Below are 23774 nucleotides of genomic sequence, written 5' to 3' on the forward strand. Positions count from 1 at the left end.
TCTAATAAAACGAAAAACCCTATTAAGCGGCTTGCTTAATAGGGTTTTTTCTATTTAAAATCTGCGTACCAACTTGAATAAAAGCTTGAATAATCCAACCTGTTGTAAAGGATAAGATAATTGTTCCAAAATAGATTGGTCCATCTAACAAGAAGCTTAATGTTAAAAATAAAAAAGCTAATGAAATTTCTGTTCTTCTAAATGTCCATTTCTTTTTCTCAGCAACCGTTAAAACAAAAGCCTCTTGAGGTGCTGCGCAAAGGTTTGTAGAAACGTAAAGACCAATTCCAGCTCCGACGAATAGATTTCCGCAAATAAGTGTTATATATTTTGGAAGAGAGCGGATAGCGTCCATAATAGTTGTAATAGAACCAATCCAATCAACAAAAAGAGAAATAAGAATCATTGTGACAATTGTGCCGATTGTAATTTGTTTTTTGTCCCAAAAGAGTACGATTAGGGTAAAAACAAGGTTAATCATGAAAATCCAAAAACCAATACTTATCCCAAAATTTTGATATAGTGCAATAAAGAAGGAATCATAAGGGCTAAGTCCAAAGGAAGTAATTGTCGTCATCATATTAATACCGATGGAGAGAATGAGTAAACCACCAATGAAAAATATATATTCTAGTTTGAATCGAAGCATAGTTGTATATCCTTTCAAAATGTATTTGCTAGGAAAGGATATATTGTGGAAAGCTTACCAGGTCAAGTGAGAATTTTTGAGGGGAAAGGGAGAATGAGATGACGAATATAAGAAAGATTGCTGAACTTGCTGGGGTATCTGTTTCAACTGTTTCGCGTGTACTCAATAATCATCCGTACGTGAATGAACAGAAACGAAAAGAGATTTTAGCGATTATAGAAGAATTAAATTATACGCAAAATGTGAATGCGATTCATTTAGTGAAAGGAAAGACGAATGTAATTGGCGTTTTATTGCCGCACGTAAATGATCAATATTACAGTGCCATTATTGGAGGGATATCAAAGGAAACCGCAAAGAACAATTATAATATGATGCTTTGCCAGACAAATTATAGCGAAGAAAAAGAGCTTGAAATTTTACATATGTTAAAAATGAAAAAGCTTGATGGAGTAATTATATGTTCACGGGCAAATAGTAAGGAAAAACTTGAAGAGTATACGAAGTTTGGTCCAATTGTGATGTGTGAAGAAATAGATTCGAATTTCATTTCGAGTGTACATATTGATTACTACAAAGTATTTTTGCGCGGGATGAAAAGCTTAATAGATGCTGGTCATACACGTATCGGATATTGCATTGGAAGAAGTAATAGTATTAATAGCCAAAGGCGAAAAAAGGCGTATGAGGATTCACTTCAACAGATTGTTGTAACACCTTTAGATGCCTGGAAGTTTAAAGGCTGTTTTACGGTGGAAGATGGGCGTAATGTAGTCAGGGAATGGGCTAGTATGTCTGTAAAACCGACGGCGTTTCTTGTATCTTGCAATCATATTGCTGCAGGAATGGTAACGGAGGCGAAAAAACAAGGAATTCGTATCCCGGAGGATATTACGATTATCGGATGTGATGATCAAGAAGTGGCAAATATATTAGGTATTACGACGATTTCGCATTCTAGTAAAAATGTTGGTGTAAAGGCATTTGAATTATTATATGAAAAGATTAATGATGAGGAAATAGATGTGAAACATGTAGAATTATTACCAAATTTGGTAGATAGGGAAACGACATAATAGAGAAGGTGTGAAAATCGCTTTTCGAAAATTCGTTTGGTATAATTATGGACAATCTATAGGGGCTAAAAGGGGTTTTGATATGAGATCAAAATTAGTAAAAGTAATTCTACTCATTACAATTGCATCTTTCTGTTTATTTGCATACGGCTTTGTTTCGGGTGTGAATGATGTATTAAATCCGAAAGCTTCAAAATTAATTACGAAGACTGACGTAGTGGAAAAAGGGAAAAAGAAAACGGGAACGTTACAAATAGTTAGTTTAGGTGATTCATTAACGCGCGGCGTTGGTGATAAAGAAGGAATTGGCTATATTGGACGAATGAAAGAGGATTTACAAAAAGATTATAAACAAAAAGTTGCACTAACCAATTTGGCAGTTAGTGGCGCAAAAATGCCGGATTTATTAAAACAACTAGAGGGTAGCGGAGCTCAATATTCAATTAAGCAAGCAGATGTAATTGTTTTAACAATTGGAGGAAATGATTTATTCCCAGGATGGGAATCGCTCGGAAAAATAGATTTAGAGACATATCGTCCTGATACGGAAACATTTCAAAATGAGGCAAAGAAAATTATAGAAGAAATTCGTAAATTAAATACAGATAGCCCTATTTTTTGGCTAGGTTTATACAATCCTTTTGAGGATGTGGAAGATTTAAGAGGTTCATCAAATATTGTTGTTGATTGGAATGCTTCTTTAGAGAAGTTAGCATTAAATGATAAAAATGTATATATTACACCGACATTTGATTTATTCCAAAATCGCGGAAAAGATTTATTATACTCCGATCATTTTCATCCGAATGAAGTAGGCTACACATATATGGCAGAGCGATTAGTCCAAAACGTCGTAAGTAAACTAAAACTAGAACAAGGAGGGATAAAATGACGATGATACTTTCCGTACGAGACGTGAAGAAGGTAATTGGAAAGAAGACACTTGTAGAAGACATTTCATTTGATGTAGAACAAGGAGAAGTATTCGGCTTCTTAGGGCCGAACGGAGCCGGGAAAACGACAACAATTCGAATGTTAGTCGGACTGATTAAAGCGACAGAAGGTACTATTTCTATTGGTGGTTATTCTATTAAGGAAAATTTCAGAGAAGCGATGCGTCAAATTGGAAGTATCGTTGAAAACCCAGAGCTTTATACATATTTAACGGGATGGGAAAACTTAAAGCAATTTGCGCGCATGCTTGGTGATATATCAGATGAACGTATTATTGAAATTGCAAAAATGGTTCATTTAGATGAGCGTATTCACGATAAGGTAAAAACATATTCCCTTGGTATGAAGCAGCGCCTTGGAATTGCACAGGCGCTACTTGGAAACCCGAAATTGCTCATATTAGATGAACCGACGAATGGTTTAGATCCAGCTGGGATTAGAGAACTTAGGGAATTTATACATAAGCTTGTAAAAGAAGAAAATATGAGTGTATTTATTTCGAGTCACTTATTAAGTGAAGTGCAACTGATATGTGACCGTGTTGCTATTATCCATAAAGGAAAAATGATAACAGTTGCACCTATTGAAGATTTGATCAAAACAGCGAGTGATCGTGTGGAATGGGTCGTTACACCGATTTCCAAAGCGAAAGACATGTTAGACGCTGCTGAAGAGGTAGAGGAAGTTAGTATAGAAGATGAGCGGTTACTATGTCGTATGGATGTTGCGTCTATTAATGTTTGGAATAAGCACTTTGTAGAAAACGAGATAGATGTACATAGCGTCAAAGAGCTTGTATTTACGCTAGAAGATTTATTTATTGAACTCACAAGGGGTGAGCAACATGCGTGAATTTGCGAATCTAGTTTTAAATGAATCAGAAAAGATTTATCGTAAGAAACGGATTGTTGTTGTCATGCTTATTTTAGCAATCTTGATTCCGCTTTTTGTGTATGCTCAGTATCGTGAAATAGAAACAACGCAAAAAAGGCTTGGTACGACCGATTGGAAAGTATCATTACAGCAACAAATTGTTGATTCACAAAACCGCTTGAACAATTCTAGATTGCCAGAAGAATGGCGTGATTGGTTAAAAGTAAGAGTGGAACAGCAACAATATTATTTAGATCATAATATTAATCCGACTGCGCCAGGGGCACCAACATTTGTGAGGGCATTTATTGAACAAGGAATAACATTATTTATTCCATTGCTCGTTATGATTGTCGCCATTGATATTGTTTCAGGAGAACGAAGCGATGGTACGATGAAAATGCTTCTGACGAGGCCAATTCGGCGCTGGAAAATACTCCTTAGTAAATATGTGACGATGTTATTTTTCATTTCGCTCATATTGCTTCTTGTCGGTTTGTTTGCTTACGCGTTATCAGGGCTTGTATTTGGATACTCTGGATGGAATTTACCTGTTTTAACTGGATTTGTTACTGATAAGGAAACATTAAATACGAACTTTGTTCATCTTATCCCGCAGTGGCAATACATTTTAATGGCGTACGGACTAGCTTGGTTTGTTGCCATTGTGGTTGGAACTATATCATTTATGGTTTCTGTTTTAATTCGAAATACACCAGCTGGAATGGGCGTTATGTTAGCTGCGTTAATCGCAGGCGGCATTTTAAGTTCATTCGCAACGTCTTGGGAAGGTGCGAAATACATTTTTAGTGTCAACTTATCGTTAACGGATTATTTATCAGGAAAACTGCCTGCATTGCAAGGATTATCAATGGGATTTTCTTTAATGAATTTAACGGTTTGGGCAGTAGTATCTCTTATCATTTCATTTTTAGTATTTACAAGGCAGGATATGGTGAATTAATTGGATAGGAAGTGAAGGCATGGAAAACATTTTGCAGAATGATTGGGGACCATTACTGGGGCCAGAATTTGAGAAAGAATACTATCAAGCTTTAGCTAACTTTTTAAAAGAAGAGTATGAGGAGCATGTGATTTATCCAAAGAAAGAAGATATTTTTAACGCTCTTCAGTATACAAGTTATGAAAATACAAAGGTCGTTATTTTAGGACAAGACCCATATCATGGACCGAATCAAGCACATGGTTTAAGTTTTTCGGTACAACCGGGTATTAAAACGCCGCCATCTTTGTTAAATATGTATAAAGAACTGCGAGATGAATACGGTTATGAAATTCCGAATAACGGTTATTTAGTAAAATGGGCGGAGCAAGGAGTCTTATTATTAAACGCTGTATTGACGGTTCGTCAAGCTGAAGCAAATTCTCATAAAGGAAAAGGATGGGAGCATTTCACAGATCGCGCGATTGAGCTATTAAATGAACGTGAAAAGCCAGTTATTTTCATATTATGGGGACGCCATGCTCAAGCGAAGAAAAAGTTAATTACGAATACGAATCATCATATTATCGAGTCCGTACATCCAAGCCCATTATCAGCAAGACGTGGTTTCTTTGGAAGTAAGCCGTACTCTAAAGTAAATGAGATTTTATCTAACATGGATGAAAAAGAAATCGATTGGCAAATTTCGAATATATAAACGCAAAAAAGGTAGCTAACAATTGTTAACTACCTTTTTACTATTACTGTTCATTTTTTAGTTTTGCATCTAGTACAAAAGTACCAAATGGAATAACTGATGCACCAAGTGCACCAAGTGCCCATAAAATTGTTTTACGGTGTACGATTGTTACTTGAATTACCGCAAAGATGAATAGTACGAATAAAACGCCATGAGCCATACCTGTAATTTTAACAGCTGTTGCAAACCCTGCAAAATATTTTAACGGCATTGCTACAAATAATAGTAATAGGAAAGAAATACCCTCAACTAAGCCGATTGCTCTTAATCGTCCGATTGGTGTAGATAACATGAAGTAGCCTCCTTTAATGTATGCTTGTATATAGTAAATTTGTATTCTTTTTCAAAATAAAATAGTCTATTTTGTTTCATTATATACAAAAAGAAACTTTACACTACGAGAATAGTGCAAAGTTCAAAATATGGTCACAAAAGCAATGCAATTTAAATAAAAACCTATTTGAAGTATTTGACTTCAAATAGGTTTTATGAATGAAAATATTAAACAAGCACTTCGCTTTTTAGTACAAATTTCTCTACAACTTTAGCAACACCATCGTTCATATTTGTATCTGTTACATAGTTTGCAATTTCTTTAATATCATCTGGTGCATTGCCCATCGCAACGCCAAGACCGGCAAATTCAATCATCGCTTGATCGTTATAGCTATCGCCCATTGCGATAACTTCTTCGCGTTTAATACCAAGTTTTTGGATTAATTGGTTTAAGCTCGTTCCTTTTGTAACACCATGTTCAGTAAATTCTAAGAAGAATGGTTTAGAGCGCATAACGCTTAATTGACCTTCTAGCTGTTTTTGTAGTTTCTTTTCTACTTCAACAAGGCGTTCAGCTTCTTTATTCATTAATACTTTTACTACAGGCTCTTTAACAGCAGTTTTAAAATCATCTACTTCAATAATCGGCATACCAGTAATTTCGCCCTCAATTTTAGTATAAGGATTATTTTCTTCTGTTACGATATCATCGCCAATATAAGTATGAATCCATACATCTTCAGTTTTACTAATTTCAAATAGGTTGTGAACGATTTCAGGAGATAGCGTGCTACTGAAGATTTCTTCATTTGTTTTACAGTTAATAATTTTTGCACCGTTAAAAGATAGAATGAAGCTACCGTATTCTTCTAAACGAAGTTCTTTTGCAACATTGCGCATACCAAACGTTGGGCGCCCAGAAGCAAGTACAACTTTAACTCCTTGCTCTTGTGCGGTCATTAAAGCCTCTTTCGTACGAGGTGAAATTGTATGGTCATCGCGTAATAAAGTATCATCTAAATCTAAAACAATCATTTTATAAGTCATATAGAAAATTCCTTTCTTTGTTGGAATAGAAATAAATTTTTATGAAGATATTGAGGGAATATATAGTAAGACATCGAACCTCTTTATGTGAAATTAGGAGAAGTTCTGCATTGTTAGTATAAATTATCATGAGCGTGTTGCCCATGACAATTTATCCCGCTATTTGCGGGCAGTAAGACTCCCACCTCAAAATTTAGCTAGAGCAAAGAAGTTAGGTGGGAGCCCTGCTGCCTGTAACCGCCCGATTGGTGTGGGCTAATAATCGGTGGGGATGAACAAAACCCCCACTGATTAAAGTTTCACTTTATCATTATCGTAACAACTCTAAAGGTAGAGTGCAATAATGGAAGTTTTCCAATTTACGATAGTGGTTTTTCGTGCGAACGAGAAAATAGTATTTCCAGCAAGATAGCCATGACAGATCCAAGAACGAGACCGTTACTTAAAAATGATGCTAAAAATGGCGGCAGCGTAGAAAATGCTCCGGCTGGAACGAACATAACTCCGACTCCTGTAAAGATTGAAAGACCTGCTACTTTAAATAATTGTTCTTTATTTTGTACAGTGTCATATTCACGAAAAGCGAGGCCAATCATGCTTGCAAATACAGGATAAATCGCAGCATACCCAACTGCAACGGGGATTGCTGCAAAGAATGAAGTAATCTTTGGGAATATACTAACAAGAATGATAAAGCTTGACCCTAACATAAATGGAAGGCGCTTATAAATATTTGTCGTTGCAATGAATCCTGCTGATCCAGAAATGGCAACAGGACCAATGGCTGAAAATAGACCGCCTAGCAATTGATTTATTCCTGTTATAATGCCAGCTTGTTTGAAGCGATTCTCCGCGGCACCTTCTTCATACTTAGAAACAACCTTTTGTACAACGCGAATACTTGCTAACATATTTGTTAGAAGTAATAGTGTGACGAAAACTACCGTAATTGCCATGTTCCATTCAATGCGGGGCATTCCGAAAACAAATAGAGATGGAAGACGAATTATATCTGTCACAGGTGTTACTGGTTTAGATAATCCGAAGCACGCGAATAATATCCAGCCGCAGACGATACTGAAAAGAACGGAATATTGTCCAATAATAGGTAGCTTCATAATGAAAAAAGATAGTAAAATAACAATGAGTGAAAGAATAAATACCTTTGGCTGTACTTCTGTATGTTGTCCATCAAGGCCAAACATGCCTTTTAAGAAGGAGCCACTCAGTTGTGCGACAAGAAGGAATAAATACGTTCCAATTACTGTAGGTGTAAAGTAGCGAACTAGTTTATCGATTAGTCCAAAAACACTAAGAATAATACAAATAATTCCGCTTAGTAGGAAAGCGTACTGAAGGACCTTAAGTGTTTCATTGCTTGATCCAAATAATACGACGCCTAAACTTGCATACAGGGAGAAAATTCCCCACCAAAGGCCTGCGGGACCTTCTTGAATAGGAAGTTTATGACCGAATATAGCTTGCAGTAGGCCGGCAAAACCGAGAACAAATAGTGTCCTTTGTACAAACGCGATAGCCTCAGCGCCGTCGAGGCCGTAACTAGTTGCGACACTAATTGGTACAATAAGACTTCCAGCTAAAATAAATAGTGCCCATTGTAAGGCAGAAAGAAATAGCTTCATTATATCAACCTCTTTCATAGATTCCATTTCTAGTATATAGGTATTTCATTTCCTTTGGCAAAGATTGTAGATAGAGAAAAGAGTTGAAATATAATATGAATGCACGTAAGCAATTATGGATAGCAGTTATATGTATGACCTTTGTTGTAATTCTAGGAACGCTAGGATTTATGACAATTGAAGAAATTAGCTTGTTTCAAGCATTTTGGATGACGATGATTACTGTATTAACGTTTGGGTATTGCGAATCCACTAACAGTTCATTATATTGATACAGTATTGTATGGAATAGAACAATCCTTTGTAATTGAAGAAATTAAAGTAGGTAAAGATTCTACCTTAGCTAGTAAATCGTTACTAGAGAGTAATGTGAGAAATCAATTTGATGTAACAATTTTAGCGTTTTTAAGGGATGGAGATATTATCCATAATCCAACGGGGCAGGAAAAACTACAAGAACATGATATGATAATAGTATTTGGTTCGGTGGAGAAACTGGGGCAATTTGAGAAAGAACTACAAAGTAAGAGGTGACAAGGAATGCAAGTATCTAGTGATAAGATTTTAAATAAAATGGCGAATGAAATTGCAAAGGCAAAAAGTAGTGAAGGACAACAATCAAAAGAACACTTATTAGTTGTACGTGCTTTATGTGATTTATTATTGGATGAACAAGTGGAGCTTTCTACGTATAGAGAACCACAAGTTCAAACACAAGTAATTGGGTCTCAGCCTATGACGACAGTTCAACCAGTTATGCCGGTTTCTGGAGAAAAAGTATATATAAAAGAAAAGGATGCAAACGGTAAATCTTTATTTGACTTTTAAAAGTAAAATCGTTTGGCTTATATGTAAAAATTGCTTATGATAAAGGTAAAAAAGGGGAATTAAGATGAAAATTTTCTTTTTACTAGGTTGTATTGCGGCAGGACTATCTGTTGCATTAGGGGCTTTTGGAGCACATGGTTTAGAAAATAAAATTTCTGCAAAAATGTTAGAAGTGTGGAAGACGGGCGTTACATATCAAATGTTTCATGCAGGTGGCTTATTCGTAGTTGCTCTATTAATGGATAAAATGCAATCATCACTTTTAAGCACTGCGGGTTGGCTTATGGTAGCTGGGATTATTATGTTCTCAGGCAGTCTTTATGCATTAAGTACAACAGGTATTAAATTCTTTGGCCCAATTACACCCCTTGGTGGTGTAGCATTTATTGTGGCGTGGATTTTAGTCGGAACTGCAGTTGTAAAAGGGCTATAAAAAAACAAAAGCTGGCATTTGCCAGCTTTTGTTTATGGTCTTGGAGCATAAGTTGCTTGTTGACTAGGTAAATACGTAATTTCTCCTGGGAATTCTACATAATCTAAGTAAATCATTAGTAGTAAATAACGCTTTCCAGATTTCGGTTCACTAATAACGATATGATCACGGCCAGCTGCCTCGATAATCCCTGTATAAGATTGTGTACCAAGCGAGCTACCACGTTCATAAGTCATTACAACTGTAGCTGGCTTACCTTTGTTTAAACGAAGGATATTTTCGATATACGATTGCTCTAGTGGTAACATCCCTTGAGAAACTGCAAGTTGAGCTTGAGCAGCTTGTTGTTGCATCGCTTGCTGTTGTTGTTGCTGTTGCTGCTGTTGTGGGGTCATTTGTTGCGGTTGCACATAAGTTCCAGATGGTTGATAAAAACCTGTTCCGTAGTACGGGTTTTGTTGCTGTGTCATTCAAAAATCCCTCCTCATTTTCATTCCTTAATATACGCCTGGACAATCTCCACCAGATGGTTGGAAGAAGCAGTGTTTTTTAAAGCGACCAGAATTTTGTTGGTCATACCAAGTTGGCGGGCAAGGACCTTCAGGTCTAAAGAACCATAAGGCGAAGTTGGCGGGCCAAAAACGTTGTCCCTGAATTGTCCGGCGGGCTAAGGCAATATCTTGTTCTCTCGCTCGTTGATAAAAATACCCTTTTTGAGTTGCTTCAAAACCACCAGGATTTTGATAAACCATTTGACGTAAATTACGTATTTTTTTGAAATCTAAACAATTTCCGCGGACACGATTTACCCCAACGTTTCCGACCATTAACATCCCTTGTTGGCCTTCTCCTTCGGCTTCAGCGCGCATCAGTCTAGCTAATAACTTAACATCTTCTTCGTTATACGCGATAACACCCATTATGTGTCACCTCTCTTTTTGGAATGCCTTGTAGAAAGAGGTTCATTTCTAGATGAAGTGTGGAACAATTACTAGTTCATACGTATGAGAAAAAGGACGCAGATATGACAACCAAACGAAGTTTTACATCTAGAGGGGAAAATAAAAAAAGCTAGCGTGAGCTAGCTTTTCATCATTAAAATACTTTAGACCATAAGTTTGAGAAGAAATCGCCAATTGAACGCATTGTTAATACGAACCAATTTGCTTTTTCTACTTCTTCAGTCGTTTTTGCAGTAACTTTTATACTTTTATTTCCGTCTAAGAAACCATATTTATCAGTTGGTTCTAAAACGATTGAACCTACTTTTGCATCTTTCTTAATAGGAGCAACTAAATGCCCATCTTCAGCAAGTGATTTATCTGCTTCAGTAGAAATTTTGTAAGGTGATTTGCTACCTTTTGCAGTAACTACTGTCACTTCTTTTTCTGGTGTAACTGTTACGTAGTCTTCTTTTCCTTTTACTACAGAAATTTTGTTGTTTTTATCTACTTTTAATTTCTGTTTTTCGAAGTTATTAAATCCATACTCAATTAATGCGCGAGATTCTGTGAAACGTTCGTCCATTGATTTCGTTTTAATAATAACAGAAATAAGACGTAAATCACCGCGTTTTGCTGTAATAGTGAATCCATATCCAGCAGTATCAGAGCTTCCTGTTTTTAAACCATCTGCTCCTTCATAAGAGAAAGCAGCACCTGGTAACATCCAGTTCCAATTTTCCATACGAATTGGTTTCGGGTGATTATCTGGGAAGTTTCTAAATCTTTGTTTTGTATCCTCTAGCATTTCTGGATACTTTGTAATAACTGTTTTTGAAAGAATCCCCATATCGCGAGCTGACATGGAGTTTTCTCCATTCGGATCAGTTCCTTCAGGATGTTTTCCTTTTAAATCAGCGTTGTTTAACCCTGTAGCGTTTACAAATTTATATTTCTTTAACCCTAGTTTTTTCGCATGTTCATTTGCAAGATTTAAGAAGTTCTTTTCACTTCCTGCAAGTAATTCTGCTAAAGCAATACTAGATCCATTCGCAGAGAAGATAACGATAGAATGATATAATTCTCTTACAGTATACTGGCGTCCCTTTTCGAACGGTACGTTAGAGAATTCATTGTTACGTGAAACTTCATAGGCGTAATCAGAAATGTTTACTTTCGTATCCCAAGTGATTTTTCCTTCTTTAATTGCTTCTAATACGGCATAAACAACAATTAATTTTGACATACTAGCGATAGCTAGTAATTCATCTGGATTTTGTTCATGCAGTATTTTTCCTGTATCTGCATCAAATAGAAGTGCAGCAGCTGCCTCTATATGTATTTTTTCTTCCGCATGGGATGTTGTTACTCCTAAGGAAGAAAATGACAATAGAGACACTAGTAAAATAGACAAGATTTTCTTCATATACATTATCACCTTCGCATCGTTATTAGCATATAGCTCGTACCATTTTAGCATAAATTTGGATGTAAAGAGGTTACAATCTTACAAGAAATTTGAAAGGAATTCGTCTATTTTTGTTCGAATTTGTAGAAAAAAGAAGGTTTTTGCAGATAAATATAGAGGGTAATAAAAAAAGGAACGAATTTCGTCCCTTTTTTATATTATATGTGTAAAAAATTTGTTACTTTTTCGCTTGGTAAAATGTTTCCGACAAAGAATGTACCGAATTCACCGTAGCGAGCACTTACTTCATCGAAGCGCATTTCATATATAAGTTTCTTAAATTGAAGAACATCGTCAGCAAATAATGTTACGCCCCACTCAAAATCGTCAAATCCAACTGATCCTGAAATAACTTGGCGCACTTTACCTGCGTACTGGCGACCGATTTTACTATGGCTGTACATAAGTTTCTTACGTTCATCCATAGGAAGCATATACCAGTTATCATTACCTTGGCGACGCTTATCCATTGGATAGAAGCAAATGTGATTTGCTTTTGGTAACTCAGGATATAAGCGAGCTAAGATTTGTGGGTTTTGGTATGGGTCTTCATCAGCTGGAAGATAGTTGCTTAGTTCAACAACAGATACGTAAGAATATGCAGGAACTAAATATTCAGCTAATGTTGTTTTATTTAATTCTGTTTCGATTTCATTTAACTCTTCCATTGTTGGACGTAAGATCATAAGCATAATATCTGCTTTTTGACCAACAACTGTATACATTGCATGACTGCCTTTTTTTGCAGTAGCTACTTCGTTCCATTTTTCAACGACATTTAAAAATTCAGACACTGCTTGTCCGCGTTCGTCACTAGATAATGTTTTCCATGCTGCCCAATCAATAGAACGTAAATCATGTAAACAATACCAGCCATCTAACGTTGTTGTTGCTTCACTCATTCTATTCACCTCAGTTAATGATATTTTACACGTTAACTATAGCATATATAGGATTAAAAACATCTACATAAAGTTTCGGCGCATAAAACTGTCACATTTATATTTACCGAAAAACGGGAGAAAATAAGGCTTAAGTAGGCTTTATTTACCGTCTGAATTTTATGAAAATATAATCATTTTCATTTTATCTATTTTTTGGGAGCTATAAGTTTAAAATATAGCTGAAAAGAAGTATTCTTAAAGGTAGAGTTTTTAACATTTGTAGGAGGGTTTATTCGTGAGCAATTTATTTACAGCAGTAAAAGAAAAAGTTCAAGGAAAAGGCATTTCTATCGTACTTCCTGAAGGAACTGATGAAAGAATTTTAGGCGCTGCAGAGCGTTTAGCAAAAGAAGAACTAGTAAAACCAATTTTAGTTGGTAATAAAGAAGAAATTAGCGCAAAAGCTGCTAGCATGAACTTAACATTAGCAGGCGTTGATATTTACGATCCAGCTACATACGAAGAGATGGATGCAATGGTAGCATCTTTCGTTGAACGCCGTAAAGGTAAAGCAACAGAAGAAGATGCTCGTAAAATTCTTAAAGACGAAAACTACTTCGGTACAATGCTTGTATACATGGGCAAAGCACAAGGTTTAGTAAGTGGTGCAGCTCATTCTACAGCTGATACAGTTCGTCCAGCACTTCAAATTATTAAAACAAAACCAGGCGTTACAAAAACTTCAGGCGTATTCATCATGGTACGTGAAGAAGAGAAGTATGTATTCGCTGATTGCGCAATTAACATTGCACCAAACAGCCAAGATTTAGCTGAAATTGGTATCGAAAGTGCGAAAACTGCTGAACTATTCGGTATTGACCCACGCGTTGCTATGTTAAGCTTCTCTACAAAAGGTTCTGCGAAATCTCCAGAAACAGAAAAAGTTGTAGAAGCAACTCGCATTGCAAAAGAAATGGCTCCTGAATTAGCTTTAGATGGAGAATTCCAATTCGATGCTGCATTCGTACCATCTGTAGCTGAGAAGAAAGCTCCAGGTTCTACAATTAAAGGTGATGCTAACGTATTCGTATTCCCAAGCCTAGAAGCTGGCAATATCGGCTACAAAATCGCTCAACGCTTAGGTAACTTCGAAGCAGTAGGACCAATCTTACAAGGCTTAAACATGCCTGTAAATGATCTATCTCGTGGATGTAACGAAGAAGAAGTGTATAAGTTAGCTTTAATTACAGCAGCTCAAGCACTTTAATTCTATAATGAATTAATATGAAAAAAGACCACCCTATTTCTTTTGAAATGAGGGTGGTCTTTTTTATTTTTCTAAACCAAGTGCCTTATTATTACGGTCAATAATACGTTGTAAATTCGTCTCATATAAAGGAACTTCATCTACTGTTAGTTGAGATGGTGTTAACTTTGGAGCGAATTGTTGCAACGTTTTTAAAAGGCGCATCATTAAATCTTGCACTGTAATTGTTTCGCCAAGTAATTCAGATAGTGAAGCCATCGTACTCGGCACAATTTCAGGATACGTAAATCGTGTTTCTTCGTCTTGAATTGCTATGTTGTAAAAGTCACGAACGAGTGCGGCACGCTCAGATCCGCTTCCTGTTGCACATAAGTAAATTTGTACAGCAACGCCTCCGCGAATACGACGCTGAGAAATACCAGCAAATTTTTGATCGCGAATGCTCAAATCATAGCTACCAGGACAATAAGAACCAACAATTTCTTTTGCCTCGATAGTAACATCGTAATCTTTTAACATTTCCTTAATTAAATGCCACATCGTATCGTATCCAAGATCGATGTCGATACCTTTTTCTGTTTCTTGGAATAAAAGTGATACGTTTAAAACACCTTCATCAAGTACGACCGCAAGTCCACCGGAATTACGAACGATAACATTAAAGTCGTTTTCTTTTAAAAAGGAAATACCTTCTTCTAAATGTGGTAGGCGTGAATCTTGAATGCCAAGAACAATTGTATTGTGATGAACCCAAGAGCGCATTGTTGCAGCGGATAGACCATTTCCAATACTTGTGCATAACGTGTCATCCATTGCGAATGACTGCAGTGCATGGAATGTTGGTCCTAAACTAGACTGGTCCACAATACGCCACTCTGGCTGAGATAAAATCGAACGGGAATTGCTCATATAACTAACCCCTTATTTATAAAATGACAACCTCTATTATAGCAAAAAATGAAGAAAGGGGTTTTCTCGGATATAAAGTGAAACTTTAATCAGTGGGGGTTTTGTTCATCCCCCACTGATTATTAGCCCTCACCAATCGGGCGTTTACGGGCAGCAGGGCTCCCACCTAACTTCTTTGCTCCAGCTGAATTTTGAGGTGGGAGTTTTACTGACCGCAAATAGTGGGATAGAGGGGGATTTTGAAGTGAAAGAATAAAAAGGATGCATTGCATGCATCCTTTTTATTCTGCAATTTTTTCTAAGTTACCGTTTCGATCCATGCGGAAAGATGTTTGTGAGCGTTCCTCATCATCCATTACTGCTAATTTACGAGCACGGTTCATAATATTCATAAGTGTTTCGTAATCCTCTTGTACAGTATGAGATTGTTGTTCTAATTTTTCTAGTTTCCTTTCTAGTTCTTCATTTCGCAAGATTTGCGCTTTAATTTCTTGTTTCAATCTCGTATTCTCGTTTTCAAGAGCTGTTACTTTTATATTTGAAGATCCAACTGTTTGTAAAAAGTAAATAACATCTTGCATTGTTATTGAGCTTTTTGGAGCAGGGACAGTCGGCTCTTGATATGGAATAGCTTCTGTATATTGAACAGCTGTTTCATACGGTACGTGTTCTTCATAATCAGTTATCGCTTCTGAAGCTGGTGGTGTATAAAGCAAACGTTTTTTTGCCTGTTCACCGCCCACAGCACGCATTTTATCTTTACGATGTTTTTTTGCTAGTTGAAGAGCTTGTTCATAGCTATAGCGAACAACAGCATTCCAGCGAAAACCACAAGCAGCGGATGTGCGATTTAACTGATCTCCTACTTCTTCAAAAGCATTTAATTGAGTACTTCCTTCTCGAACATGGCGAAGCACCGTTTCAGCAAGTAATAAATCGTCCTCGTCTGTCCAAGCATCTTGTCTTACTTTCATAGATTCAACTCCCTTTCTTTTTATGAACTTCCTATTTTTATAATGGGCAAAAAAATGAGCTTTTATACAAAGCTTTTAAAAATATGGTAGATTTCAATGAAGAGAAGAAATATGGCTATGAATGATGAAAGCTTTTGAAGGAGAAAATATAAAAAATAGGTAGCCTTATATAGGAATAGAGCTACGCCCGGAGACTTGCAACAAGCTTCAAAGAGCGGTAAAATACCATTTAGTGTTTATTTTTAAATGTACTTGTGAAAAGTTAAAATTGAGGAAGTGTTATATATAATGGGAAACGAATTTCGTGTGTGCGATGATTGTCAGGCGACGAACGTTAAAACGCTGATTCCGAAGTTAAAAAAAGTAGATTCATGTGCAACGATTGAAGTTGGATGTCAGTCTTACTGCGGTCCTGGTCGTAAAAAATCATTCGCATTTGTAAATAATCGTCCAGTTGCAGCTCCAACGGAAGATGAATTAATTACAAAAATTGAAGTAAAGTTAAATAAGTAAGAAAAAGAAGAGTGAACAGATTACTCTTCTTTTTTTATGCCCATAAGATAGCGCTTTGTATGAATTCGTATTTCAAAATAATGGTTGACAGCCTTTTGGGGCGCTAGGTAGAATAGAAAGTGTGATTCTGAGAATCATTATCACGAAAAAAATCAATTCACCTAATTTTTTTATTGTTATTTGAGAATAAATTTCATTTTATTAAATATATGTTGTTGGTTAGGATGGTTGAGGGATGGAAGCGAGCGCAAGGAGTATAGAACAGCAAGATGTGAATGTTAAAGAGATTAAGAGCAGACCGCTCGTTGCTTCTATTATTTTAATAGCAGGCACAATTTTGTTAGCTTTAAGCATGGCAGTTTCTATTTCGTTTGGTGCAGCAGATATTAGTTTAAAGACCGTTTGGCAAGCTGTATTTCAGTTTGATGGGTCTATAACGCATCATAACGTAATTCAAGAACTTCGCATGCCTAGAGCAATAGGGGGCGTAGTTGCAGGTGCCTTTTTAGCGGTATCAGGAGCAATTATGCAAGGTATGACACGAAATCCACTTGCATCCCCATCGTTAATGGGGATTACAGATGGTGCTGTATTCGGGATTGCAATTATGTATGCATTCTTCCCTAATTCACCTTATTTAATGTTTGTTATCGCATCTTTTATTGGAGCTGCGTTTGGAGCGAGCATTGTATATGGTATTGGGTCTTCTTCACCAGGTGGATTAACGCCTGTGAAATTAGCTTTAGCTGGTGCAGCAATTAGTGCTTTATTAGGGGCAATTTCATCTGGAATTGCATTGTACTTCAACCTTGCCCAAGAGGTAAGTATGTGGAATGCAGGCGGTGTTGCCGGAGTGAAATGGCAAAGTATTAATATGTTAGTACCGATTGGTCTTGTTTGTCTCGCTATAGCAATTATGATGTCGAGATATATTACAATTTTAAGTTTTGGTGAAGAAATTGCGATTGGACTTGGTCAAAATACGACATTAATTAAATTTATCGGAACAGTACTTGTTCTTGTATTAACGGGTTCTGCGGTTTCTATGGCAGGATCAGTTGGATTTGTTGGACTTGTAATTCCGCATATGACTCGTTTCCTTGTAGGCTCAGATTATAGATGGGTTATTCCATGTTCTGCAGTTTTAGGTGGATTGTTAATTGAATGTGCAGATATGCTATCTCGCGTTATTAATCCACCGTTTGAAACGCCAATTGGAGCAATTACAGCGCTAATTGGAGTTCCATTCTTCCTCTACTTAGCACGTAACGAAGGGAGAGGAAAAATGTGAGGACGAGCGTCTTAACAAAAAAGAACGTTTCTATTTTAACGATTTTAGTAGGGTTAATCGTTGCTATATTTTTAATAAGTTTAAATACAGGAACATTTAAAATACCTCCAATAGATGTATTAAAGTCATTGGTTGGATTAGGTGCAGAAGATCAATCTGTTATTTTATTTGAATTTCGTATGCCACGTATGGTTATAGCTATATTAGTTGGTTCTGCGTTAGCTATGTCAGGTGCAATTTTGCAAGGGTTATCACGAAATCCACTTGCTGATCCAGGTATTATAGGTATTAACGCCGGAGCGGGATTAACAGTTGTTGTATTCGTCTACTTTTTCTTTGGAAAAGTTGGAACTGGTACATTCTTATCTGTATTTATCCTTCCATTCTTCGCACTAATTGGTGCGATATTAGCAGCGGTTATCATTTATTTACTAGCATGGAAAGACGGCGTTTCATCCACTCGATTAATTCTTGTTGGTATCGCTGTTGCAGCCGGATTTGGTGCTGTTAGTTTAATTTTTTCTATGAAGATGACATCTAATGATTTCCGCTTTGCAACAATTTGGTTGGCAGGAAGTTTATGGGGAACAGATTGGAAGTTCGTACTAAGTGTACTCCCATGGATGGTTATTTTCTTACCACTTGCCATTAGTAAAGCGCACATATTAAATGTAATGAATTTAGGCGACTCTACAGCAGTTGGCCTTGGTGTAAACGTAGAAAAAGAAAGACGTAAATTATTATTTATTGCAGTTTGTTTAGCTGGTGCATCTGTTGCTGTTGCGGGCGGAATCGGTTTTATCGGTTTAATGGCTCCGCATTTAGCGAGAAGCCTCGTTGGTGGTAAACATCAAATTATGTTACCAACGGCTGCATTAATAGGGACGTTCTTGCTTTTATTTGCAGATGTAATCTCAAGAAGTGTGTTACCAACTTCAGAAATACCGGTCGGTCTTGTCATTTCTGTAATTGGCGCACCATATTTCATATATTTACTTATGAGGACAAAATAAAGGGAGGCTTTTTGTATGGCAACTTTAGCAGTTGATGCGGTATCTGTTGGCTATAATGAAGGGTTAATTATAGATGGATTAACAGTTGAAATTCCGGAAGGGCAAATTACAACGATTATTGGACCAAATGGTTGTGGGAAATCTACATTATTAAAAACGGCTTCTCGTATTTTGAAAGCAAAACGAGGTACTGTTTATCTTGATGGAAAAGCAATTGAGAAACAGCCAACGAAAGAAATCGCAAAGAAAATGGCGATTTTACCACAAACTGCAGAAGTGCCAACAGGCCTTACTGTGTTTGAACTTGTTTCATATGGACGTTTTCCTCATCAAAAAGGATTTGGAACATTGAAGGAAGAGGATTATCGCTACATTCATTGGGCACTTGAAGTAACTGGGATGACAGAATTCGCAAATCGTCCAGCAGAAGCTTTATCAGGTGGTCAGCGTCAACGTGTATGGATTGCGATGGCTCTTGCACAAGGAACAGATTTACTCGTGTTAGATGAACCAACAACATACTTAGATATGGCTCATCAACTTGAAGTATTAAACTTACTGAAGAAGTTAAACAAAGAAGAAGGCAGAACGATTGTTATGGTTATTCACGATTTAAATCATGCTTCTCGTTTCTCTGATCATATGATTGCATTAAAAGCTGGGAAGTTAATGAAACAAGGAACGCCAGATGAAGTTATGACAAGTGAAACGCTTCGTAACGTATTTGAAATCGAAGCTCAAATCGTTCCATGTCCAGTAAACTGTAAACCAATTTGTTTAACATACGATTTAGCGATGATTAATAATCAATTGCGTAAAAAAGCATAATTAATAGAATTTCCCCCTCTTAAAGAGGTGAGAGGGGGAGTTCTAATGGACGTTGAGCTTCTTACCCACGGATGGGAAGTTGAACGCCCGTTAGAACGGGTTATAAACAACAATTAATAAAAATATATTAATTAAATGTTGTTTTCGTTTCTTATAGTTACATGCAAATTATAAGAGAAATACAGCTAGAAGGAGTCGGAATATGAAGAATTTTAAAATGGCACTATTAGCAATGGTACTAGTTGTTACTTCTGTACTATTTGCAGCTTGTTCTAACAAAGAAGAAGAAAAGAAAGCAGATGCGAAGACTGAAGAGCGCACTGTACAACACGCAAAAGGGGAAATTAAAATCCCTGCAAATCCAAAGAAAATTGCTGACCTTAGTGGTTCAACAGAAGAATTATTAATTTTCGGTATGAAACCGATTATTACTGCAAATACAACACAAGAAAAAATTGATGGACATATCGCAAAGAAATTAGAAGGTGTGAAACCAGTAGGTTCTGCTTGGGGCGATAAAATTAACATCGAAGCAGTGGCTGCTGCAAAACCAGATTTAATTATTGTAAACAATCGTCAAGAAAAGATTTATGATCAATTATCTAAAATTGCACCAACAGTTATGTTAAAAACTCCATTAGACCAATGGCGTCCAAAATTCGAAGAAGTAGGTCAAATCTTCGGTAAAGAGAAAGAAACAAAAGAATGGTTCAAAAAGTATGATGAAAAAGCAAGCAAATTACATGACAAAATCGTTGCTAAAACTGGCGATGCAACATTCATGAAAATGGCTGCATATCCAAATGCATTCCGTGTATACGGTGACTACGGTTACGGTAGCGTAATCTTTGGTGATTTAAAATTACCAGCAGTTAAAGGTACACCAACTGATAAACCGTTAGTACAAATACAAAAAGAAGCTTTAATTGATTACAACCCAGATTACTTATTCGTATTTACAACTGGTGATGGTTCTCAGCGCTTAAAAGAATTCCAAGAAGAATCAATTTGGAAAAATATGAACGCTGTTAAAAATAACCATGTATTTACAATCAGTAATGAAGATGTAAACAAAGGATACTTCCCACTAGGTAAAGAAATGATCCTAGACGAAGTTACTGAGTTCATTTTAGGAAAATAATATATAAAGAAAAATCACTTTTACGTCGGTAAAAGTGATTTTTCTTTATATAACAGGAATTAATATAGTCTTTCATTTCTTTCTGTTTCCTATATCGTTTATAATATATAGTAAGAATGCAGTAAAGAAAGGGGGATGTCGGAAAGTGGTATATTTAAACGACAAACTCAGCGAAACAAAAGTGTTTAAAGACCCAGTACATAAATATGTGCACGTGCGTGATCGCGTTATTTGGGATTTAATCGGAACGAAAGAATTTCAACGCTTGCGCCGTATTAAGCAGCTTGGAACGACATTTTTTACATTTCACGGTGCAGAGCATAGTCGCTTTACTCATTCGTTAGGTGTGTATGAAATTATTCGTCGTATGATTGATGATGTGTTTGATGGCAGACCAAATTGGAATGCTGAAGATAGATTGTTATGTTTATGTGCTTCATTACTTCATGATGTCGGTCACGGCCCATTTTCTCATTCATTTGAAAAAGTATTTTCGTTAGATCATGAGAAATTCACGCAAAAGATTATCGTTGGTGATACGGAAATTAATCGTGTATTAAGCCGTGTGGATAAAGATTTCCCGCAAAAGGTAGCAGATGTAATTGCGAAAACATCTACTAATAAATTAGCGATTAGTATGATTTCAAGCCAAATTGATGCTGATCGTATGGATTATTTATTAAGAGATGCATATTTTACTGGTGTAAAGTATGGGAACTTTGATATGGAACGTATACTGCGTGTCATGCGCCCGTATGGTAATCAAGTTGTCATTAAAAATAGTGGTATGCATGCTGTAGAGCATTATATTATGAGTCGTTATCAAATGTATTGGCAAGTATATTTCCATCCGGTAACACGTAGTGCAGAAGTAATTTTAACGAAGATTTTACACCGAGCTAAATCACTGCATGAGAAGTATTATGCGTTTAAATATCATCCTGTTCATTTCTATTCTTTATTTGAAGAAGAAGTAACAGTAGAGGACTATTTAAAGCTAGACGAGAACGTAATGTATTATTACTTCCAAGTATGGCAAGACGAAGAAGATCCAATTTTAAGGGACTTATGTCGCCGTTTTATGAATCGAAATCTATTTAAATATGTAGAGTTTACAGATAAACACGGTTTAGATAATTGGATGGAATTAAGTAGCTTATTTAAAAAGATTGGACTAGATCCAGAGTATTATTTAGTTGTGGATTCAACATCAGACTTACCGTATGACTTTTACCGCGCAGGAGAAGAAGAAGAGCGTCTACCAATCTTACTCCTTATGCCGAACGGGGAACTTAGGGAGCTTTCGCGCGAATCGGATATTGTTGAGGCGATTACAGGTAAGAAGCGAACAGATCAAAAGCTATTCTATCCACATGATTTAATCTATGAAGATGGAAGAAAAGGAAAATATAAAGAGAGAATTATCGAGTTGTTAGAAGGAAAAAAATAAGAAGCAGCTAAGAGCTGCTTCTTATGAAAAAACTTGAAATTATTTGTCGCTTAAGCGTTTTCCGCCAACTGCATAATGGTTTTTAGACATTTCTTCGATGAAAACAACGATGTTTTCTTCAGGAGCACCAGTTGTTTCGCTTACTGCTGCTGTTACTTTCTCAGCAAGAGCTTTCTTTTGTTCTTCTGTGCGTCCTTCTAGCATTTTCACTGTTACGTATGGCATATATAATCGCTCCTTTTATGTAAGTTACACTCTTATTATAGCGGATTATGAGGAAGAACAATCGGAAAAACAAATAATTTCTTTTTTTGACATATTGAAGAGGAGATGAGTTATGGATCAGTTATTTAGATACCCATTGCAACAAATTCCATTGGTAGCAATGGCGATCATTATTGCGCTATCTGTGCATGAATTTGCACATGCGTATGTTGCATATAAATTTGGAGACGATACAGCGAAAAAGCAAGGACGTTTAACGTTATCACCGAGGGCTCATTTAGATCCTATCGGTATGATTGCTGTATTAATTCTTGGATTCGGTTGGGCAAGACCCGTGCCTGTTAACCCATATAACTTTAAAAGACCGCGTCTTGCAGGAATATTAGTTTCTATTGCGGGACCGATAAGTAATCTTATCTTAAGTGCAATTGGTTTAATTATTTGGTATAGCTTAATAACATTTGGTGTGTTAAATGCGATGCCACTTGCAGTAGCAGATACGCTGGATCAATTTTTCCAAATTTTTATTATGCTTAATATTGTTTTACTTGTATTTAATTTATTACCAATCCCGCCACTTGATGGTTATCGCGTTGTGGAAGATTTAGCACCAGCAAATATTCGTGCGAAAATGACACAGTATGAAAAGTATGGATCAATTGCGTTATTAATTCTTGTTATTACACCGCTTAGCAATTACACAATTCAACCTATTTTCAATGTTGTTATTCCATATGTATTAGTATTTTTACAAAATATCATTGCGCCTATTTTCAGGCTTTTATAATCATTAAGCGAGGAGGAGTTTACATATGACAGAGAAAAAGAAAAAAATCGGTTTTAATATTGTAAAGAACGACTCAACAGATGGACATGGTGGGTTTGGTGTTGGATCATTAAGTTTAGAAAATATTTCTCCTGTATTTGTTGATGTATTAGAGAAAACTGCGTTCGTTGATATCGGTGCGATGCATGCGCGTAGTACAGTAGAAAAAGGAATTAAGTTTTTAACAAATAAAGATGAAGTTCCGAATGGAAAACCGTTTTGGCTCGTTTGGGTAACAATTGAAAGAACACCAAACGGTGCTTATTACGCAGGTGCAACAGCTTGTGAAATGACTGTTGACCGTGAAATTCGCCGCGGATATAAATCACTTCCAGAGCATGTAAATAAAATGGATAAATCACTAAAGCGTTACATCATGATTGATCATATGGATGAATCATCTAAAAAAGTACTTGGTACATTCTTAAAAGAGCATAATGAAGCAATTTGGAACGAATCTAGTGAAGAATTGCGCCACGCATTATTAGGTGAATAAAAGAAAAGGATGTCTCATTAGTCAATTTTTGACTAGTGAGACATCCTTTTTATTTTGTGAATAGGA

27 protein-coding genes and 1 pseudogene are annotated in these 23774 nt (G+C 36.3%); 17 read left to right on the forward strand and 11 right to left on the reverse strand.

What is annotated here, in order from left to right; translation table 11 throughout:
- Nucleotides 1-22: 22 nt before the first annotated feature.
- Entirely contained in the window at nt 23-649 is a 627-nt protein-coding gene (locus ACE38F_RS02100; RefSeq protein ID WP_375371077.1) for a YczE/YyaS/YitT family protein, read from the reverse strand.
- A 98-nt stretch (nt 650-747) separates the two neighbouring features.
- Here ACE38F_RS02100 and ACE38F_RS02105 point away from each other — a divergent pair, with 98 nt between their 5' ends.
- Genes ACE38F_RS02105 through ACE38F_RS02125 form a run of 5 tightly spaced genes read left to right on the forward strand, consistent with a single transcriptional unit; the run spans nt 748 to nt 5213 of the window.
- The gene (locus ACE38F_RS02105) at nt 748-1725 is read left to right on the forward strand and encodes a LacI family DNA-binding transcriptional regulator (protein WP_341308200.1); all 978 of its coding nucleotides are present in this window, start codon (nt 748-750) and stop codon (nt 1723-1725) included.
- Between the two features lie 10 nt (nt 1726-1735).
- Nucleotides 1736-2617: an SGNH/GDSL hydrolase family protein gene (locus tag ACE38F_RS02110; RefSeq protein ID WP_341308199.1), complete on the forward strand. Its 882-nt coding sequence runs from the start codon at nt 1736-1738 to the stop codon at nt 2615-2617.
- Nucleotides 2614-3531, forward strand: a complete 918-nt coding sequence (locus ACE38F_RS02115) for an ABC transporter ATP-binding protein (RefSeq protein ID WP_341308198.1) — start codon at nt 2614-2616, stop codon at nt 3529-3531. The genes ACE38F_RS02110 and ACE38F_RS02115 overlap by 4 nt, the downstream gene beginning before the upstream one ends.
- Nucleotides 3524-4516 carry an ABC transporter permease gene (locus tag ACE38F_RS02120; protein ID WP_341308197.1) on the forward strand — a complete coding sequence of 331 codons (993 nt, stop codon included), beginning with the start codon at nt 3524-3526 and terminating at the stop codon, nt 4514-4516. Before ACE38F_RS02115 ends, ACE38F_RS02120 begins: the two co-directional genes overlap by 8 nt.
- A 19-nt stretch (nt 4517-4535) precedes the next feature.
- Nucleotides 4536-5213: a uracil-DNA glycosylase gene (locus ACE38F_RS02125; protein ID WP_341308196.1), complete on the forward strand. Its 678-nt coding sequence runs from the start codon at nt 4536-4538 to the stop codon at nt 5211-5213.
- 43 nt (nt 5214-5256) lie between these two features.
- Here the strand turns inward: ACE38F_RS02125 and ACE38F_RS02130 are convergent, their stop codons facing one another.
- From ACE38F_RS02130 to ACE38F_RS02140, 3 genes are all read right to left on the reverse strand, one after another.
- Nucleotides 5257-5547, reverse strand: a complete 291-nt coding sequence (locus tag ACE38F_RS02130) for a DUF3817 domain-containing protein (RefSeq protein ID WP_375371078.1) — start codon at nt 5545-5547, stop codon at nt 5257-5259.
- 209 nt (nt 5548-5756) lie between these two features.
- Nucleotides 5757-6578 (reverse strand): Cof-type HAD-IIB family hydrolase, encoded by an 822-nt coding sequence (locus ACE38F_RS02135; RefSeq protein ID WP_375371079.1) that lies wholly within the window; start codon nt 6576-6578, stop codon nt 5757-5759.
- A gap of 359 nt (nt 6579-6937) precedes the next feature.
- Complete coding sequence (locus ACE38F_RS02140; RefSeq protein WP_375371080.1) at nt 6938-8221, reverse strand: purine/pyrimidine permease; 1284 nt, start codon at nt 8219-8221, stop codon at nt 6938-6940.
- 95 nt (nt 8222-8316) lie between these two features.
- On the opposite strand from ACE38F_RS02140, the pseudogene ACE38F_RS02145 reads away from it, so the two are divergent.
- The 3 genes and pseudogenes from ACE38F_RS02145 to ACE38F_RS02155 all read left to right on the forward strand — a co-directional run bounded on the left by ACE38F_RS02145 (nt 8317) and on the right by ACE38F_RS02155 (nt 9482).
- Nucleotides 8317-8755: pseudogene (locus ACE38F_RS02145) on the forward strand (cation:proton antiporter regulatory subunit).
- 6 nt (nt 8756-8761) lie between these two features.
- Nucleotides 8762-9049 carry a YwdI family protein gene (locus ACE38F_RS02150; RefSeq protein WP_341308194.1) on the forward strand — a complete coding sequence of 96 codons (288 nt, stop codon included), beginning with the start codon at nt 8762-8764 and terminating at the stop codon, nt 9047-9049.
- 64 nt (nt 9050-9113) lie between these two features.
- Nucleotides 9114-9482, forward strand: a complete 369-nt coding sequence (locus ACE38F_RS02155) for a DUF423 domain-containing protein (RefSeq protein WP_002016371.1) — start codon at nt 9114-9116, stop codon at nt 9480-9482.
- Nucleotides 9483-9514: 32 nt separating this feature from the next.
- Here the strand turns inward: ACE38F_RS02155 and gerQ are convergent, their stop codons facing one another.
- From gerQ to hemQ, 4 genes are all read right to left on the reverse strand, one after another.
- Complete coding sequence (gene gerQ / locus ACE38F_RS02160; protein WP_002166393.1) at nt 9515-9952, reverse strand: spore coat protein GerQ; 438 nt, start codon at nt 9950-9952, stop codon at nt 9515-9517.
- A gap of 27 nt (nt 9953-9979) precedes the next feature.
- The gene (gene cwlJ, locus ACE38F_RS02165; RefSeq protein WP_000538158.1) at nt 9980-10402 is read right to left on the reverse strand and encodes a cell wall hydrolase CwlJ; all 423 of its coding nucleotides are present in this window, start codon (nt 10400-10402) and stop codon (nt 9980-9982) included.
- A gap of 175 nt (nt 10403-10577) precedes the next feature.
- A complete protein-coding gene (locus ACE38F_RS02170) occupies nt 10578-11855 on the reverse strand; it encodes a serine hydrolase (protein ID WP_375371082.1) in 1278 nt (425 codons plus the stop codon).
- Between the two features lie 194 nt (nt 11856-12049).
- Nucleotides 12050-12793 carry a hydrogen peroxide-dependent heme synthase gene (gene hemQ / locus ACE38F_RS02175; protein WP_375371083.1) on the reverse strand — a complete coding sequence of 248 codons (744 nt, stop codon included), beginning with the start codon at nt 12791-12793 and terminating at the stop codon, nt 12050-12052.
- 277 nt (nt 12794-13070) lie between these two features.
- Between hemQ and pta the strand changes: the two genes are divergently transcribed.
- Nucleotides 13071-14042 carry a phosphate acetyltransferase gene (pta, locus tag ACE38F_RS02180; RefSeq protein WP_002113123.1) on the forward strand — a complete coding sequence of 324 codons (972 nt, stop codon included), beginning with the start codon at nt 13071-13073 and terminating at the stop codon, nt 14040-14042.
- 63 nt (nt 14043-14105) lie between these two features.
- On the opposite strand, the gene ACE38F_RS02185 is transcribed toward pta, so the two are convergent.
- Nucleotides 14106-14951: a lipoate--protein ligase family protein gene (locus ACE38F_RS02185; RefSeq protein ID WP_375371084.1), complete on the reverse strand. Its 846-nt coding sequence runs from the start codon at nt 14949-14951 to the stop codon at nt 14106-14108.
- Between the two features lie 281 nt (nt 14952-15232).
- The gene (locus tag ACE38F_RS02190) at nt 15233-15925 is read right to left on the reverse strand and encodes an RsfA family transcriptional regulator (RefSeq protein WP_341308192.1); all 693 of its coding nucleotides are present in this window, start codon (nt 15923-15925) and stop codon (nt 15233-15235) included.
- A gap of 288 nt (nt 15926-16213) precedes the next feature.
- Here ACE38F_RS02190 and ACE38F_RS02195 point away from each other — a divergent pair, with 288 nt between their 5' ends.
- The 6 genes from ACE38F_RS02195 (at nt 16214) to ACE38F_RS02220 (ending at nt 22161) form a co-directional block, all read left to right on the forward strand.
- Nucleotides 16214-16438, forward strand: coding sequence for a YuzB family protein (locus ACE38F_RS02195; RefSeq protein ID WP_000526076.1), 225 nt, complete (start codon nt 16214-16216; stop codon nt 16436-16438).
- 235 nt (nt 16439-16673) lie between these two features.
- On the forward strand, nt 16674-17729 hold the full coding sequence (locus ACE38F_RS02200; RefSeq protein WP_375371085.1) for a FecCD family ABC transporter permease: 1056 nt from the start codon (nt 16674-16676) through the stop codon (nt 17727-17729).
- The gene (locus ACE38F_RS02205) at nt 17726-18742 is read left to right on the forward strand and encodes a FecCD family ABC transporter permease (protein ID WP_002113117.1); all 1017 of its coding nucleotides are present in this window, start codon (nt 17726-17728) and stop codon (nt 18740-18742) included. The genes ACE38F_RS02200 and ACE38F_RS02205 overlap by 4 nt, the downstream gene beginning before the upstream one ends.
- A 15-nt stretch (nt 18743-18757) precedes the next feature.
- A complete protein-coding gene (locus tag ACE38F_RS02210; RefSeq protein WP_000212073.1) occupies nt 18758-19570 on the forward strand; it encodes an ABC transporter ATP-binding protein in 813 nt (270 codons plus the stop codon).
- A 202-nt stretch (nt 19571-19772) separates the two neighbouring features.
- On the forward strand, nt 19773-20711 hold the full coding sequence (locus ACE38F_RS02215; protein ID WP_341308189.1) for an ABC transporter substrate-binding protein: 939 nt from the start codon (nt 19773-19775) through the stop codon (nt 20709-20711).
- 145 nt (nt 20712-20856) lie between these two features.
- Nucleotides 20857-22161, forward strand: a complete 1305-nt coding sequence (locus ACE38F_RS02220) for an HD domain-containing protein (protein WP_341308188.1) — start codon at nt 20857-20859, stop codon at nt 22159-22161.
- A gap of 39 nt (nt 22162-22200) precedes the next feature.
- Here ACE38F_RS02220 and ACE38F_RS02225 read toward each other — a convergent pair whose 3' ends face one another.
- Nucleotides 22201-22386, reverse strand: a complete 186-nt coding sequence (locus ACE38F_RS02225; RefSeq protein ID WP_001147171.1) for a 2-hydroxymuconate tautomerase — start codon at nt 22384-22386, stop codon at nt 22201-22203.
- Between the two features lie 112 nt (nt 22387-22498).
- Here ACE38F_RS02225 and ACE38F_RS02230 point away from each other — a divergent pair, with 112 nt between their 5' ends.
- Together ACE38F_RS02230 and ACE38F_RS02235 are read left to right on the forward strand one after the other, a co-directional pair.
- Entirely contained in the window at nt 22499-23173 is a 675-nt protein-coding gene (locus ACE38F_RS02230; protein WP_375371086.1) for a site-2 protease family protein, read from the forward strand.
- 25 nt (nt 23174-23198) lie between these two features.
- Nucleotides 23199-23708, forward strand: coding sequence for a YwhD family protein (locus ACE38F_RS02235; RefSeq protein WP_215554843.1), 510 nt, complete (start codon nt 23199-23201; stop codon nt 23706-23708).
- Nucleotides 23709-23774: the final 66 nt, after the last annotated feature.

The organism is Bacillus altaicus (assembly GCF_042136375.2).
Lineage (GTDB): Bacteria > Bacillota > Bacilli > Bacillales > Bacillaceae_G > Bacillus_A > Bacillus_A cereus_U.

Excerpts from the sequence above, each read along its gene's own strand:
- ACE38F_RS02120 (WP_341308197.1), top strand. The coding sequence starts at position 3,524 with ATGCGTGAATTTGCGAATCTAGTTTTAAATGAATCAGAAAAGATTTAT.
- ACE38F_RS02185 (WP_375371084.1), bottom strand. The coding sequence starts at position 14,951 with ATGAGCAATTCCCGTTCGATTTTATCTCAGCCAGAGTGGCGTATTGTG.
- ACE38F_RS02125 (WP_341308196.1), top strand. The coding sequence starts at position 4,536 with ATGGAAAACATTTTGCAGAATGATTGGGGACCATTACTGGGGCCAGAA.
- ACE38F_RS02150 (WP_341308194.1), top strand. The coding sequence starts at position 8,762 with ATGCAAGTATCTAGTGATAAGATTTTAAATAAAATGGCGAATGAAATT.
- ACE38F_RS02170 (WP_375371082.1), bottom strand. The coding sequence starts at position 11,855 with ATGTATATGAAGAAAATCTTGTCTATTTTACTAGTGTCTCTATTGTCA.
- hemQ (WP_375371083.1), bottom strand. The coding sequence starts at position 12,793 with ATGAGTGAAGCAACAACAACGTTAGATGGCTGGTATTGTTTACATGAT.
- ACE38F_RS02225 (WP_001147171.1), bottom strand. The coding sequence starts at position 22,386 with ATGCCATACGTAACAGTGAAAATGCTAGAAGGACGCACAGAAGAACAA.
- ACE38F_RS02215 (WP_341308189.1), top strand. The coding sequence starts at position 19,773 with ATGAAGAATTTTAAAATGGCACTATTAGCAATGGTACTAGTTGTTACT.
- gerQ (WP_002166393.1), bottom strand. The coding sequence starts at position 9,952 with ATGACACAGCAACAAAACCCGTACTACGGAACAGGTTTTTATCAACCA.
- ACE38F_RS02105 (WP_341308200.1), top strand. The coding sequence starts at position 748 with ATGACGAATATAAGAAAGATTGCTGAACTTGCTGGGGTATCTGTTTCA.
- ACE38F_RS02200 (WP_375371085.1), top strand. The coding sequence starts at position 16,674 with ATGGAAGCGAGCGCAAGGAGTATAGAACAGCAAGATGTGAATGTTAAA.
- ACE38F_RS02190 (WP_341308192.1), bottom strand. The coding sequence starts at position 15,925 with ATGAAAGTAAGACAAGATGCTTGGACAGACGAGGACGATTTATTACTT.
- cwlJ (WP_000538158.1), bottom strand. The coding sequence starts at position 10,402 with ATGGGTGTTATCGCGTATAACGAAGAAGATGTTAAGTTATTAGCTAGA.
- ACE38F_RS02135 (WP_375371079.1), bottom strand. The coding sequence starts at position 6,578 with ATGACTTATAAAATGATTGTTTTAGATTTAGATGATACTTTATTACGC.
- ACE38F_RS02235 (WP_215554843.1), top strand. The coding sequence starts at position 23,199 with ATGACAGAGAAAAAGAAAAAAATCGGTTTTAATATTGTAAAGAACGAC.
- ACE38F_RS02210 (WP_000212073.1), top strand. The coding sequence starts at position 18,758 with ATGGCAACTTTAGCAGTTGATGCGGTATCTGTTGGCTATAATGAAGGG.
- ACE38F_RS02155 (WP_002016371.1), top strand. The coding sequence starts at position 9,114 with ATGAAAATTTTCTTTTTACTAGGTTGTATTGCGGCAGGACTATCTGTT.
- ACE38F_RS02115 (WP_341308198.1), top strand. The coding sequence starts at position 2,614 with ATGACGATGATACTTTCCGTACGAGACGTGAAGAAGGTAATTGGAAAG.
- ACE38F_RS02100 (WP_375371077.1), bottom strand. The coding sequence starts at position 649 with ATGCTTCGATTCAAACTAGAATATATATTTTTCATTGGTGGTTTACTC.
- ACE38F_RS02130 (WP_375371078.1), bottom strand. The coding sequence starts at position 5,547 with ATGTTATCTACACCAATCGGACGATTAAGAGCAATCGGCTTAGTTGAG.
- ACE38F_RS02140 (WP_375371080.1), bottom strand. The coding sequence starts at position 8,221 with ATGAAGCTATTTCTTTCTGCCTTACAATGGGCACTATTTATTTTAGCT.
- ACE38F_RS02230 (WP_375371086.1), top strand. The coding sequence starts at position 22,499 with ATGGATCAGTTATTTAGATACCCATTGCAACAAATTCCATTGGTAGCA.
- ACE38F_RS02195 (WP_000526076.1), top strand. The coding sequence starts at position 16,214 with ATGGGAAACGAATTTCGTGTGTGCGATGATTGTCAGGCGACGAACGTT.